This window comes from Labrys monachus, assembly GCF_030814655.1.
GTDB classification, from domain to species: domain Bacteria; phylum Pseudomonadota; class Alphaproteobacteria; order Rhizobiales; family Labraceae; genus Labrys; species Labrys monacha.
Genome location: NZ_JAUSVK010000001.1, coordinates 5740180 through 5753736 on the forward strand (window position 1 = coordinate 5740180; position 13557 = coordinate 5753736).

Below are 13557 nucleotides of genomic sequence, written 5' to 3' on the forward strand. Positions count from 1 at the left end.
GGCCGGACGCCGTCCGGCCGGTTTCCTGCAAGCGTCTGGTTCGCCATGATCCGTCTCGTCCTGCTGAGGCTCTCGGCCTTCGTGCTGACGCTGTTGTCCGCCTCGGCCGTGCTCTTCGTCACCATCAACGTCCTGCCCGGCTCCGCCGCCAAGGCGGCGCTCGGCATCGACGCCACGGCGGAGGCGATCCGGCGCTTCGAGGCGCTGAACGGCCTCGACCGCCCGCTGGTCGTGCAATATCTCGACTGGCTCGGCCGCATCCTCCACGGCGATTTCGGCACCAGCTTCCAGAACGGCGTGGCGGTCGGCCCGGAGCTGCTGAAACGGCTGCCGGTGACGCTGGAACTCGCCACCCTCGCCTTCCTCGTCGCCAACGTCATCGCCATCCCGCTCGGCGCCCTCGCGGCGCGGCGCCACCAGCGCGCCGCCGACCGCTCGGTGACCTTCCTGGCGACGATCCTCGGCGCCGTGCCGAATTTCTGGCTGGCGACCCTGCTCGTGCTCGTCTTCACGCTGCGGCTGCGCTGGCTGCCGCCGGGCGGCTTCACGCCGTTCGGCCTCAACCCGCTGATGAACCTGAAGCAGATGATCATGCCGGCCCTGTCGCTCGGCCTCGTCTCCTCGGCGCTGCTCATCCGCATCATGCGCGCCTCGATGCTGGAAGTGCTCTCCACCGACTATATCCGAACCGCCACCGCCAAGGGCGCGGGCGGCATGGTCGTCATCTTCCGCCACGCCCTGCGCAACGCCCTCATCCCCTATTGCAACGTCGCCGCCGTCGAGTTCGGCTTCCTGTTCGGCAGCGTCGTCGTCATCGAGGACATCTTCCTCCTGCCCGGCGTCGGCTCCTTCGTGCTGGTCGGCATCATCAACCGCGACTACCCCGTCCTGCTCGCCGGCGCCCTCGCCATCACGGTGTTCGTGCTCACCGTCAACCTGCTGGTCGACATCTTCTCCGCCGCGCTCGACCCGCGCCATGTCAAGGCGAGGCACGGCTAGATGGAGAGCAGCTTCGACATCCGCCGCTGGCGGCTGGTGATCCTCGGCGGCCTCCTGGTCGGCATCGTCCTGCTCGCCGCCGTCTTCGCGCCGTTCGTCGCGCCCTATTCGCCGCTCGACCTCGACGTCGTGCAGATGCTGCAGCCGCCGAGCCCCGCCCATTGGCTCGGCACCGACGAACTCGGCCGCGACGTGCTCTCGCGGGCCATCTATGCCGCGCGCATCTCCATGGAGGTCTCGCTGATCGCCGTCACCGTCGGCCTGGCCGGCGGCACCCTCGTCGGCATGACCGCGGCCTATTTCGGCGGCTTCGCCGACCTCGCGCTGATGCGGGCGATGGACCTCCTGTTCTCCTTTCCCGCCATCCTGCTGGCCGTCGTGCTGATGGCCAGCCTCGGCACCAGCGTGCTGAACGCGATGATCGCCATCGGCATCGTCTTCATTCCCGGCTTCTCGCGCCTGGCGCGGGCGAGCACGCAATCGGTGCTGCGCCAGCAATATATCGAGGCGGCGCGCTCGATCGGCATGGGCGACGCCCGCATCATCTTCCGCGAGATCCTGCCCAATATCGTCGCCCCGCTCCTCGTCGAGGCGGCGGTCGCCTTCGCCTATGCGGTGCTGCTCGAATCCGCTTTGTCCTTCCTCGGCCTCGGCGCCCAGCCGCCGGACCCCTCCTGGGGCAACATGCTCAACACCGGCCGCGGCTTCCTGGTGCAGGCCCCCTGGCTCAGCCTGGTGCCGGGCATGGCGATGTTCATCTGCGTCCTCGGCTTCAACCTGCTCGGCGACGGCCTCCGGGACGTCTTCGACCCGCATATGAGGGAATGACGATGGAAGAAGAGCGCTTCCATGCCGATCCCGCCAAGGGGCCGACGCTCAGGATCCGCGACCTCGTGGTCGAATTCCCGAAACGGAGCGGCCCGGTCCGCGTCGTCGACCGGGTCTCGCTCGACGTCTGGCCCGGCGAGATCGTCGGGGTGATCGGCGAATCCGGCAGCGGCAAGACGATGACGGCGCTGTCGACGCTGCGCATGCTGCCGAAGCGGGCGAGCGTCGCCGGTTCGATCGAGCTCGGGGCGCGGCCGCTGCTGTCGCTGCCGGCGGCGGCGATGCGGCGCCTGCGCGGGGACCGGCTGGCCTTCATCCCGCAGGACGCCATGCGGGCGCTCAACCCGACGATGCGCATCCGCCGGCAGGTCGGCGAACCTTTCGTGCTGCATCGCCGCATGGGTGTGCGCGAGGCGATCCGGCGCGCCGCCGGCCTGCTCCGGCAGGTGCATGTGCGCGACCCCGACCAGCGCATCCACGATTATCCCCATGGCTTCTCGGGCGGCATGCAGCAGCGGGCGATGATCGCCATGGGGCTGGCGCTGGAGCCGGAGCTGCTGATCGCCGACGAGCCGACGACGGCGCTCGACGTCACCGTGCAGGCGCAGGTGCTGCGCCTGCTCAAGGAGATCCGGGCGCGCAAGGGCACCTCGATCCTGTTCATCACCCATGATCTCGGCGTGGTCGCGGAGCTCTGCGACTGGGTCTATGTGATGTATCGCGGCCGCATCGTCGAGGAGGGATCGGTGGAGCGCATCTTCACGGCGCCGCGCGACGCCTATACCCGCACCCTGCTGGCCGCGACGCCGACGCTGTTCGCGCCGGCGCGCCCGGAGGGCCTGGCGTGAGCGACACCGTGATCCAGGTCACCGGCCTCGGCAAATCCTTCACCCGCGGGGCCAAGGCGGTCGACGGCGTCACGCTGGCGGTGGAGCGCGGCGAGACGCTCGGCATCGTCGGCGAGAGCGGCTCGGGCAAGTCGACGCTGCTGCGCATGATCCTGCGCCTCATCCGCCCCTCCGAGGGCAGCGTCACCGTCGAGGGGCGCGATGTCTGGAACGCCCATGGCGCCGACCTGAAGGCCGTGCGCCGCGGCATGCAGGCGATCTTCCAGGACCCCGCCTCCTCCTTCAATCCGCGCCAGAGCATCGGCGCCATCCTGGCCGCGCCGCTGCAGGTTCACGGCATCGGCGACGAGCGCTCGCGCGCCGCGCTGATCGGCGCGACATTGGAGCGCGTCGGCCTGGCGGCCTCGACCGTCTCGCGCTTCCCGCACCAGCTCTCCGGCGGCCAGCGCCAGCGCATCGCCATCGCCCGCGCGGTGATCATGAAGCCGGCGGTGGTGCTGGCGGACGAGCCGACCTCCGCCCTCGACGTCTCCGTCCAGGCGCAGGTGCTCCAGCTCTTCCGCGAGACCAAGCGCGAGCTCGGGCTCACCTCGGTGTTCGTCAGCCATAATCTGGCGGTCATCCGCGAGGTCAGCGACCGCGTCGCCGTGATGCGGCTGGGACGCGTGGTCGAGATCGGCAGCGCGGACGAGATCTTCACCGCCCCCAAGAGCGAATATACCCGCGCGCTGATCGACGCCGTGCCGGACCCGTTCCGCCGCTTTCGCGCCACCGCAGACCAGAGGACCACGCCATGATCGAACTCAACACCTTCTCCATCGCGGCGCGCTGCCCGCGCAGCGGCAGGCTCGGCGTCGCCGTCTCGACCGCGGTGCCGGCGGTCGGCGGCATCTGCCCGTTCATCGAGCCCGGCATCGGCGCCATCGCGACGCAGTCCTGGGTCAACCCCTATCTCGGCATTGAAGGGCTGGCGCTGCTGCGCGGGGGCCTGTCGGCGAAGGAGGCCCTCGACAAGCTCATCGCCGAGGATCCCGGCCGCGCCGTGCGCCAGCTCGGCATCGTCGACCGAGAAGGGCGCACCGCCGCCTATACCGGCAGCGAATGCGTCGACTGGGCCGGCCATATCGAAGGCGACGGCTTCACCGTGCAGGGCAACATGCTGGTGGGCGCGGCGACGATCGAGGCCATGGCCGCCGCCGCGGCGAGGAGCGAAGCCTTCGACCTGCACGAGCGCCTGATGCTGGTGCTGGAGGCCGGGCAGGCCGCTGGCGGCGACAAGCGCGGCAAGCAGTCCGCCTCGCTCAAGGTCTTCCACAAGGAGGCGTTCGCCTGGCTCGACATTCGCGTCGACGCCCATCCGCACCCGGTGCAGGAATTGCGGCGCGTCTTCGAGATCGCCAAGCAGCAGCTCCTGCCCTTCATCGACGGCATGCCCTCGCGGCACGACCCGATCGGCGGCATTCCCGCCGAGGTCTCCGCCATGATCATGACGCCGCCGCCCTACCGCCCCGGCGGGAATGGCGGCGCCTGACGGCCCGCCCGGCGCATGGCGGCGCCCCCGAGTTCCGCCGTCCCCGCCGGGCCGCTGGAGGATCCCTGGCCCGGAACGTCGCGCCATGGCATGGATCCCCTTTCGCCCGCTGCGCCGGCGGGATGACGAAACGCTTTCAGACAACCTCCGAGACCCTTCGATCATGACCACCAGCACCACGCGCGAGATCCTCGCCGATCTCGTCGCCTTCGACACCACCAGCAGCCGGTCGAACCTGCCGCTCATCCGCTATGTCCGCGACTATCTCGCCGGCTTCGGCATCGAGGCCGAGATCTTCGCCGACGACGCCGGCGACAAGGCCAATCTGTGGGCGACCATCGGCCCGCCCGGGCCCGGCGGCTTCATCCTCTCGGGCCATACCGATTGCGTGCCGGTGGACGGCCAGGCCTGGACGTCGCCCCCCTTCGCGCTGACCGAACGCGACGGCCGCCTCTACGGCCGCGGCTCCACCGACATGAAGGGCTTCCTCGCCTCGGTGCTGGCAGCGGTGCCGGCGCTGGTGGCGGGAAAGCTGAGGGAGCCGGTGCATCTCGCCTTCTCCTATGACGAGGAGGTCGGCTGCACCGGCGTGCGGGCGATGATCGCCCGCCTGGCGGGACGGGGCGAGAAGCCGGCTGCCTGCCTCGTCGGGGAGCCCACCGACATGCGGGTCGTCGTCGGGCACAAGGGCGGCCGGGGCTATGATTGCCTGGTGACCGGATCGGAGGCCCATTCGAGCCTCGCGCCGCGGGCCGCCAACGCCATCGAATATGCCGCGGAGCTCGTCGTCTTCATCCGCCGGCTCGCCGCCGAACTGGCCCTCGGCCCCGCGGACGAGGAATATGACGTCGTGCATTCCACCATCTCGACAGGCCGCATCCGGGGCGGCACGGCGGTCAACATCGTGCCGAGGACCTGCGCGCTGACCTTCGAGTTCCGCAACCTCGCCGAGGTGATGCCGGATGCGATCTTCGGCCGGATCGCCGCCTATGCCGAAGAGGAACTCGTGCCCGCCATGCGGCGCCAGGCGCCGGAGGCCTCGATCGGCTTCGAGATGCTCTACGACTATCCGGCCCACGGCATCGATCCGGCGCATCCGCTCGTCACGCGCATCAAGAACGCGGTCGGGCACAACGGCCACGGCAAGGTCGCCTACGGCACCGAGGCGGGCCTGTTCCAGCGCGACTTCGGCGTTCCCACCGTGGTCTGCGGCCCCGGCTCGATCGACGTGGCGCACAAGCCGGACGAATCCATCCTGCCGTCCCAGCTCGACCTGTGCGACGCCGCCCTGCGCCGGCTGCTGCTGGGATGACGAAGGCAGGGAGTCGGGACGGCGCCCGGAAGCGGGCGCCGTCATGAGCGAAGTCTCGCTTCAAGGACGAAATTCCCCAAAGATATACTTCATATATATACTATATTAATACAGTTTTTGAGGCTAAACCGAAACCGTCGGCGGCCCACTTGGATATTTTAATGCCGTCAATGCTGTAGAGCCGAGCCATTTTACCGACAAGTTTTCGCTCGAGGCCGTTCCATCTCCTCCCAATAGTTGAAATTTGAATATATCGCCTGCATTGTAACTTCGTGGCCGACAATGAAATGAATTCGGCGGCTACGGGGGAGAACATCGATGTCGCTGCAGGTCATCGGCCCCGGCTTCGGCCGGACGGGACGCTGTCGCTCAAGCACGCGCTGGAAATCCTGGGTTTCGGGCCCTGTCATCATATGGAGGAGGTCTTCAAGAATCCCGGGCAGGTCCCGCATTGGCAGGCCGTCGCCGCCGGCAGGCTCGTCATGTGGGACGATGTGTTCGCGGGCTATCGCTCGCAGGTCGACTGGCCGGGCGCCCACCCGTGGCGCGAGCTGGCCGCGGCCTACCCCGATGCCAGGATCGTGCTGAGCGTCAGGCCGGAGGAGGCGTGGTGGAAGAGCTTCTCCGCGACCATCGGCGCTCTGCGCGACGCGCCCGAGCGGACGATGATGCCGCCCCATATCGACGCCATGCTGGATGCCGGCTTCGAACTGATCGAGAATCAGACTTTCGGATGCGCGGTCACCGACCGCGACGGGGCCCTGCGCGCCTATCGCAAGCGCATCGAGGACGTGCGCGCCGCCTTTCCTCCGGAAAGACTGCTGGTGTTCGACGTGACGGAGGGCTGGGAGCCGCTCTGCGCCTTCCTCGGCAGGCCCGTGCCGGACGTTCCCTTTCCCCGCACCAACGCCAAGGAGGATTTCTGGCGGCTCGTCCGTGGCGAACCGCACTGAAGGTCGCCGGCCGGGATGCGCAAGGTCGCGCCTCCCGCGCCTCTCTTTCCTTTACGGAAGATCAGGCAGGACATCTCACCGATATCTTTTCCTCAAAGTCAAGGGCAAGCCGCCATGAGAGCCGAAAACCAATCCTTTCCGGTCAAGAGCCGCGACATCCACAACCACCACATGGATTCGACCATCTGGGACGCGTTCCGCTTCCGGCCGGACGACGTGATCATCGCGACCTATGGAAAATCCGGGACCACCTGGACGCAGCAGATCATCGGCCAGCTCATCTTCGGCGGCGCGGACCACGTGCCCGTTCACGAAATCTCGCCCTGGCTCGACCTGAGGGTGCCGCCGAAGGACGTCAAGCTCGCCGCCCTGGAGGCGCAGGCGAACCGGCGCTTCGTCAAGACGCATCTGCCGGTCGACGCGCTCGTCTTCTCCCCCGAGGCCAAATATATCTATCTCGGCCGCGACGGCCGCGACGTGATGTGGAGCATGTACAACCACCACAGCAAGGCGACCGACCTGTGGTACCAGGTGCTCAACGACACGCCCGGCCGCGTCGGGCCGGCGATCGAGCGGGTCGACTGCGGCGTGGTCGAGTATTTCCAGGCGTGGCTGGAAAAGGACGGCTACCCGTTCTGGCCCTTCTGGGAGAACATCGCCAGCTGGTGGGCGGTGCGCGATCTGCCCAACGTGCTGCTGCTCCATTACGACGAGATGAAGCGGGACATGCCCGGCGGCATCCGCCGCATCGCCTCCTTCCTCGACATCCCCATCGACGAAGCGGCCTTTCCGAAAATCGTCGAGCATTGCAGCTTCGACTACATGAAGGCGAATGCCGAGGATGCCGCCCCGCTCGGCGGTATCCTTTGGGAAGGCGGCGGCAGGACCTTCATCCACAAGGGGACGAACGGCCGCTGGCGCGACGAGCTGCCGGAGGCGCTGAGCCGCATTTATGAGGAGCGCGCGCTCGCCGAGCTCGGCCCCGATTGCGCCCGATGGCTGCAGGGGGGCCACGAAAACCACGCGTGAGGCAAAATGGCAGGAGCGGCAGCGCCTTGCCTCAACGTCGCGTCCTGCCCGCCGCGACGAGGGCGGCCCAGCGGCCCGGTGTCAGGCCGAAGGCCTTCTTGAAATGCCGGCTGAGATGGCTCTGGTCGGCGAAGCCGGCCGCCGCCGCGACCTCGGCGAGCGGCTCGCCGCGGTCGATCAGCCGCCGGGCATGCTGGAGGCGGCGCATCAGCAGGAAGCGGTGCGGACTGGTGGCGAGCATGGCGCGGAAGTGGCGCGAGAGGGCGAAGCGGTCGAGGCCGGTGACGCTCTCGAGTTCCTCCGAGCGCACCGGCCGCGTCGCATTGGCCTCCAGGAATTCGCGGGCGAGGGTCACCTGCCGCGCGGCGAGCCGGCCGAGCGGCTTTGGCGCCTGCCCGCCATGCCGCGCGAGGCCTTGCGCGATGCGGGAGACGATGTCGTCGGCCGCCAGTTCGTCGAGCCCGCGGTCGAGCGGGCCGAGCGCGGCGAGGAGGCCGGCGCGCAGCGCATCGTCCGCCAGGACCGGCTGGCGCACGAAGGGCAGCGCCGCCCCCTCGCCGCCGAGCGCCTGCGACAGCAGCGAGGGCTGGAGATAGAGCATGCGGTAGCGCAGGCCCGCCTCGGTGCCCGCCCCGCCGTCATGCAGTTCGTCGGGATGCAGCACGATGATGCCGCCCGGCGGGCTGTAGCGCGCCGCGCCGCGGTAGCGGAAGGTCTGGATGCCCTGGAGGGTGACGCCGAGCGCGTAGCTGTCGTGGCGATGGGGCGCGAAGGCCTCGCCGAAGAAGCGCGCCTCGATGCGCTCGATGCCCGGAAAGGCCGGCGCGGTGACGATGCCGTCGCCCGTCCCTCTTTCGCACGAACGTTCAAGACCCTCCAAGACCTGCGGCTCTAGATCGGCTTTCATCATCCCTGTCGCCGGCCCTCGCAGGGCCGGCGCCCGCCGAAAGTCAGCTCATGTTCGATACGAAATTCGCGATCGTCCTCCGCAACGATCTCGCGCCCTGGCAGGCTCTCAACGTGACGAGCTTCCTGACCAGCGGCATCGTCGGCCAGTTCCCCGCCATCATCGGCGAGCCCTATCGAGACCGTGCCGGCCATGTCTACAATGCCCTGTCGATCCAGCCCGCCATCGTGCTGTCCGCCGATGCCGGGACGATGCGGATGATCCACCGGCGGTCGCTGGACCGCGCGGTGAGAACCTCGCTCTATATAGAGGAAATGTTCGCCACCGGCCACGATGCCGCCAACCGCGCCGTCTTCGCCGAGCATGCGCCCGACGATGCGAAGGTGGTGGGCATCGCGCTGCGCGCCGACAGGAAGATCGTCGACAAGATCACCAAGGGCGCGAAGATGCATGCATGAGGCGGCCCGGGAACGGCGCCGGTCACACCACCATCGAGGACATTGCGGGCGCCTCGCCGAGGAGATCGGCGACGATATGGAGGCTTTGCGCCAGTTCCTCGCGCGAGCCGGCGGCGCCGAGCCCGAGGCGGACGGCTTCCGGCGGGGTTCCCAGCGCGAAGGCGTCGCTGCCGACGACGCCGATGCCGGCGGCGCGCAGCCGCGCCGTGAATTCCCCGCGCGACCAGGGCGGCGGCAGGCGCAGCCAGGCATGGAAGCCTTCGCCGGGGATGCGCGCCTGTTCCGGCGGCAGGGCGGCGGCGGCGATCGCCCGGCGCGAGGACGCTTCGCCGCGGATCGCGTCGCGAACCGCCTGGGCGGTGCCGTCCTCGATCCAGCGCGTCGCGATCGCCGCCGTCAGCGGCGAGGCCATCGCGGTGGTGGCGCGCACGGCGCCGGCGACGCGGGCGGCCATGCGCGCATCGGGCACGACGAGATAGGCGATGCGCAGCGCCGGCGACACGCTCTTGGCCAGGCCCGCGACATGGAAGACGATGTCCGGCGCGAGCGCGGCGAGCGGCTGCGCCTGAGGCGCCAGCGGCCCGTAGGCGTCGTCCTCGATGATGAAGAGGCCGTGCTCGCGGGCGATGGCGACGATCGCCCGGCGCCGGGCGAGCGGCATGGTCGCGGTGGTCGGATTGTGCAGCGTCGGCGTGCAGTAGAGCGCCTTGGGCCTGTGCCGGTGGCAGGCCGCGTCGAACGCCTCGGGAAGAAGGCCCTCCTCGTCCATCGCCACCTCGACGAGGGGAATCCGCAGATGGGCGGCCAGGGACCGGAAGCCGGCATAGGTCAGCGCCTCCGCGCAGATCGAGCCGCCGGCCCCCGCGAGCAGGCCCGCGACGGCCAGGAGGGCGCCCTGCGCGCCGGGGCAGACGAGCAGCCGCTCGGCGCCGACCGAAGGAATGCGGTCGGCGAGCCAATGCACGCCGGCCATGCGGTCGGCGGCCGTGCCGCCCACGTCCTGGTAGCGCAGCAGGAGATCGAGGCCGCCGCTGGCCTCCAGCCCCGCCATGTCGCTCCACATCCGCCGGACCAGCGCGGCATCCTCGAAACGGGGGGGAAGATTCATGCCCATGTCGACGAGACCGGCGGCGAGCGTCGCGGCGGCCGGTGCCGGGCGGCGGCGGACGAAGGTCCCCTGCCCGACGAAGGCGTCGACGAGGCCGCGCCGGCGCGCTTCGGCATAGGCGCGGCTGACGGTGGTGAAATCGATGCCGAGCATGTCGGCCAGGGCGCGCTGCGCCGGCAGGCGGGTGCCGGGCGGGAGGCGGCCGGCGGCGATATCGGCGGCGAGCGCATCCGCGACCGCGAGATAAAGGGGGCCGCCGCTCCTGCTGACGGCGGGCTTCCATGCCGTGATGCCGCTTTCCTTGTCCATGCCGCCCATCCTGCCGTCCCGATATAGGGAGATTGCATGGCGTCATAGCGCAAAACGGACGGAAGCGGATTGTCTTTCCCGACCTCGGCGCTTCTCGGCAGGGTATTTGCCGTCTTCGGCGGGGGCCCGCCGCCGCCGGCATGCCGTACAGACGAAGGGCTCCGGCGCATCGCTGCGCCGGAGCCCTTCGGGATCACCCTGCCTCAGGGGCAGAACCAGATCGGGCCGACGACGATGCAGCCGCGGGTGCGCCAGTCATAGGGGCGGGTACGGTAGCGATGCCAGCCATAGGGCGGGGCGCCGAGGCGCGCGCCCGGAGCGTAGCGGAAGCGTCGCGGCCCGCCGAAACCGGGGCGGACGCCGGGGCGCGGGCGAAAGCCGGGACGACCGGGGTTGATGCCCGGGCGAACACCAGGACGGCCCGGACGAATGCCGGGTCGGCCCGGACGAGCACCGGGACGGACGCCAGGCCGGCCGGGACGCACGAGCTTGCGATCCGGCATCTGGACCTGAACGATCTGCGGCGACTGCGCCTGCACCATCGTCCCCGACGAAGCGACGGGCAACGCCGAGGCCGACGCCAGAGTCACGAAGAAGGCCAGAAAAGCAGCTGGCATCGTATATTTCAGCACGGATCTTTTTCCTTTCGTTCATGGACCCCGGCCGGGCGAATGCGCGTTCCGGATGCGTAACGTCGACCCTCGAAGACATTGTCGCGGCGTGGCTCGGCCTTGCCCTGTCGATGGGATCGACATTCCCTAACGCCTGGAACGCGATACCGTTCCCTTCATGCGCAAGCGGCGCTAAGAAGGCGGCCGACCCCTCGGACCTCGATGCGAGCCATGACCGATTCGACGATGCCGTCTGCCCTGTCCGCCCCGCCCGCGCGCATCGACCTCGCACCGGGCCTTTCGATCAGCCGCATCGTCACCGGGCTGTGGCAGGTCGCCGACATGGAGCGCGGCGGCCGTCTCCTCGATCCCGCCACGGCGGCCGATGCCCTGCAGGCCTACAGCGCCGCCGGCTTCGACACCTTCGACATGGCGGACCACTATGGCAGCGCCGAGGTCATCGCCGGCGAATGGCTGGCGCGGGAACGCCGCGCCGGCCCGCAACGCTCGCTCGCCTTCACCAAATGGTGCCCGACGCCCGGCCCGATGACGGCGGCCGTGGTGCGGGCCGGCGTCGAGCGCAGCCTCGAGCGCCTGCGCGTGCCGGCGATCGACCTCCTGCAGTTCCATTGGTGGACCTTCGACCACCCGGCCTATCTCGACGCCCTGAAGGAACTGGCGAAGCTGCGCGAGGAAGGCCTGATCCGCCACCTCGGCGTCACCAATTTCGACACCGACCACCTGCGCGTGCTGGTCGGCGAAGGTATCCCGCTGGTGTCGAACCAGGTGTCGTTCTCGGTGCTCGACCGGCGCGCCGCCGAGGAGATGAGCGCGTTCTGCCTCGCCCACGGCATCCGGCTGCTCGCCTATGGCACGCTGGCGGGCGGTCTCCTGTCCGAACGCTGGCTCGGCGCGCCGGAGCCCGATGCGATCGCCGACTGGAGCAAGATGAAATACAAGCGCTTCGTCGACGCCGTCGGCGGCTGGAGGGTGTTCCAGGCCATCCTCGGGGCGCTCAAGCGCGTGGCGGACCGCCACGGCGCCTCGATCGCCAACGTCGCCACCCGCTGGGTGCTGGACCAGCCCGCCGTCGCGGCGGTGATCGTCGGCGCAAGGCTCGGCGACAGCGAGCACCGGCAGGACAATGCGCGCATGTTCGGCCTCGCCCTCGACGCGGAGGATCGCGCCGTGCTCGCCGAGGCCTTCGCGCAGTCGCGCCGGCTGCGCGGCGATTGCGGCGACGAATACCGCAAGCCGCCCTTCCTCACCGCCTCCGGCGACCTCAGCCATCATCTGGCCGAACTGCCGAAGATCTACGAGGCGTCGCCGGTCGAAGGGCGTCCGGGCCGCTTCACCGTCGATACGGGCAGCGTCTGGGAAGGCATCTGCGGCTACAGCCGGGCGATGAGGATCGGCGAGCGCATCCTCGTCAGCGGCACCACCGCGACGCATACGACCGGCGAGGCGGTCTGCCCCGACGATCCGGCCGGCCAGGCCGTCTACATCCTCGACAAGATCGCAGCGAGCCTCGCGGCGCTCGGCGGCAGCCTCGCCGACGTCGTGCGCAGCCGCGTCTACCTGCAGGATGTCGACGATTGGGAGCCGGTGTCGCGCGTGCACGGGCGCTATTTCGCCGGCGTGCGCCCGGCGAACACGCTGTTGGCGATCGACCGGCTGGTGGGGCCCTACCGGGTCGAGATCGAGGTCGAGGCCGTGGTCGACGCCGTCACGGGTGGATGACGGAAGCCGCCTTCCTCACCGCATCGGCATGGCGCGCCTCGATGAACGCCTTGGCATGGGCGGCGAGCGCGACATTGTCGTCCCAGATGTTGCGCCAGATGCCGCAGGTGATGGAGAGATCCTCGTCGACGACTTCGGAGGAGAAGGATTCGAAGGTGACGAAGTCGTCATAGCCGTGGTCGAGCAGGGCATCGAAGATCCTGGGAAAGTCGATGGTGCCGGTGCCGAGATAGCCGCGATGGCTCTCGCCGATATGGACATAGCCGAGGCGGTCGCCGGCGAGGCGGATCGCGTGCGCGGGATCGGCCTCCTCGATGTTCATGTGGAAGGTATCGAGGTGGAGATAGATATTGTCCATCCCGGTGTCGCGGATGAAGGCGAGGCCCTGCGCCGTGGTGTTGAGGAGATTGCTTTCGAAGCGGTTGACGATTTCGAGGTTGAGCGTCACCCCCGCCGCCTTCGCCTTCTCGGCGACCCGCGTCAGCACCGCCACGCTGTTGTCGCGGCCCTTGCGCGTCGGCATATGGCTCGCCTTGCTGTGGGCTGAGAACAGGATGCCACCGAGCTTGCGCCCGCCGAGATCGCGCGTGGTGGCGACCGCCGTCTCCAGGATGCGCTCGCCCGCGGCGACGATCGCCGGATCCTCGCTGGAGACGTCGCCGGAAGGCGGCAGGCCCATGGTGACGGCGACATCGAGGCCGAAGTCGCGGAGCCGGCGCGACAGCCAGGCGATGTCGAACTTGGTGGGATCGAGCCGCGGGAACTCGATCAGCCGGTAGCCGAGGCGGCGGGACTTCTCCATCGCCCCTTCGAGGTCCTGCGGCCGGGAACCGCCCGTCCAGACGAAGGCGTGAATACCGAGCTTTTCCATGCTGTCTCCTCCGGAAATGAGTGTCGTCTTTCGCGGTCCGGGCCCGACCGGCG

Annotated in this window: 14 protein-coding genes; 10 read left to right on the top strand and 4 right to left on the bottom strand. The window is 69.3% G+C overall.

Annotation, left to right across the window (positions count from 1 at the left end; genetic code table 11):
- Positions 1–45: 45 nt before the first annotated feature.
- The 8 genes from J3R73_RS26185 to J3R73_RS26220 all read left to right on the top strand — a co-directional run bounded on the left by J3R73_RS26185 (position 46) and on the right by J3R73_RS26220 (position 7500).
- Positions 46–999 carry an ABC transporter permease gene (locus tag J3R73_RS26185; RefSeq protein WP_307434184.1) on the top strand — a complete coding sequence of 318 codons (954 nt, stop codon included), beginning with the start codon at positions 46–48 and terminating at the stop codon, positions 997–999.
- Positions 1000–1827, top strand: coding sequence for an ABC transporter permease (locus J3R73_RS26190; protein WP_307434186.1), 828 nt, complete (start codon positions 1000–1002; stop codon positions 1825–1827).
- Positions 1824–2675: an ABC transporter ATP-binding protein gene (locus tag J3R73_RS26195; protein ID WP_307434188.1), complete on the top strand. Its 852-nt coding sequence runs from the start codon at positions 1824–1826 to the stop codon at positions 2673–2675. Before J3R73_RS26190 ends, J3R73_RS26195 begins: the two co-directional genes overlap by 4 nt.
- Positions 2672–3472, top strand: coding sequence for an ATP-binding cassette domain-containing protein (locus J3R73_RS26200; protein ID WP_307434189.1), 801 nt, complete (start codon positions 2672–2674; stop codon positions 3470–3472). Before J3R73_RS26195 ends, J3R73_RS26200 begins: the two co-directional genes overlap by 4 nt.
- Positions 3469–4206, top strand: coding sequence for a DUF1028 domain-containing protein (locus tag J3R73_RS26205; RefSeq protein ID WP_307434191.1), 738 nt, complete (start codon positions 3469–3471; stop codon positions 4204–4206). Before J3R73_RS26200 ends, J3R73_RS26205 begins: the two co-directional genes overlap by 4 nt.
- A 163-nt stretch (positions 4207–4369) precedes the next feature.
- Positions 4370–5518 carry an acetylornithine deacetylase gene (gene argE, locus J3R73_RS26210; protein ID WP_307434193.1) on the top strand — a complete coding sequence of 383 codons (1149 nt, stop codon included), beginning with the start codon at positions 4370–4372 and terminating at the stop codon, positions 5516–5518.
- 272 nt (positions 5519–5790) lie between these two features.
- Positions 5791–6471 (top strand): sulfotransferase family protein, encoded by a 681-nt coding sequence (locus tag J3R73_RS26215; RefSeq protein WP_307434195.1) that lies wholly within the window; start codon positions 5791–5793, stop codon positions 6469–6471.
- Between the two features lie 114 nt (positions 6472–6585).
- On the top strand, positions 6586–7500 hold the full coding sequence (locus J3R73_RS26220) for a sulfotransferase domain-containing protein (RefSeq protein ID WP_307434196.1): 915 nt from the start codon (positions 6586–6588) through the stop codon (positions 7498–7500).
- Between the two features lie 31 nt (positions 7501–7531).
- On the opposite strand, the gene J3R73_RS26225 is transcribed toward J3R73_RS26220, so the two are convergent.
- Positions 7532–8407 carry an AraC family transcriptional regulator gene (locus J3R73_RS26225; RefSeq protein ID WP_307437699.1) on the bottom strand — a complete coding sequence of 292 codons (876 nt, stop codon included), beginning with the start codon at positions 8405–8407 and terminating at the stop codon, positions 7532–7534.
- Between the two features lie 50 nt (positions 8408–8457).
- Here J3R73_RS26225 and J3R73_RS26230 point away from each other — a divergent pair, with 50 nt between their 5' ends.
- The gene (locus J3R73_RS26230; RefSeq protein WP_307434198.1) at positions 8458–8865 is read left to right on the top strand and encodes a DUF2000 family protein; all 408 of its coding nucleotides are present in this window, start codon (positions 8458–8460) and stop codon (positions 8863–8865) included.
- A 22-nt stretch (positions 8866–8887) separates the two neighbouring features.
- Here the strand turns inward: J3R73_RS26230 and J3R73_RS26235 are convergent, their stop codons facing one another.
- Entirely contained in the window at positions 8888–10282 is a 1395-nt protein-coding gene (locus tag J3R73_RS26235; protein ID WP_307434200.1) for an aminotransferase-like domain-containing protein, read from the bottom strand.
- 203 nt (positions 10283–10485) lie between these two features.
- On the bottom strand, positions 10486–10914 hold the full coding sequence (locus J3R73_RS26240; protein ID WP_307434202.1) for a hypothetical protein: 429 nt from the start codon (positions 10912–10914) through the stop codon (positions 10486–10488).
- Positions 10915–11124: 210 nt separating this feature from the next.
- Here J3R73_RS26240 and J3R73_RS26245 point away from each other — a divergent pair, with 210 nt between their 5' ends.
- Positions 11125–12633 (top strand): aldo/keto reductase, encoded by a 1509-nt coding sequence (locus tag J3R73_RS26245; RefSeq protein WP_307434204.1) that lies wholly within the window; start codon positions 11125–11127, stop codon positions 12631–12633.
- On the opposite strand, the gene J3R73_RS26250 is transcribed toward J3R73_RS26245, so the two are convergent.
- Positions 12620–13504 (bottom strand): sugar phosphate isomerase/epimerase family protein, encoded by an 885-nt coding sequence (locus J3R73_RS26250; RefSeq protein WP_307434207.1) that lies wholly within the window; start codon positions 13502–13504, stop codon positions 12620–12622. The two genes, J3R73_RS26245 and J3R73_RS26250, sit on opposite strands and share 14 nt — an antisense overlap.
- Positions 13505–13557: the final 53 nt, after the last annotated feature.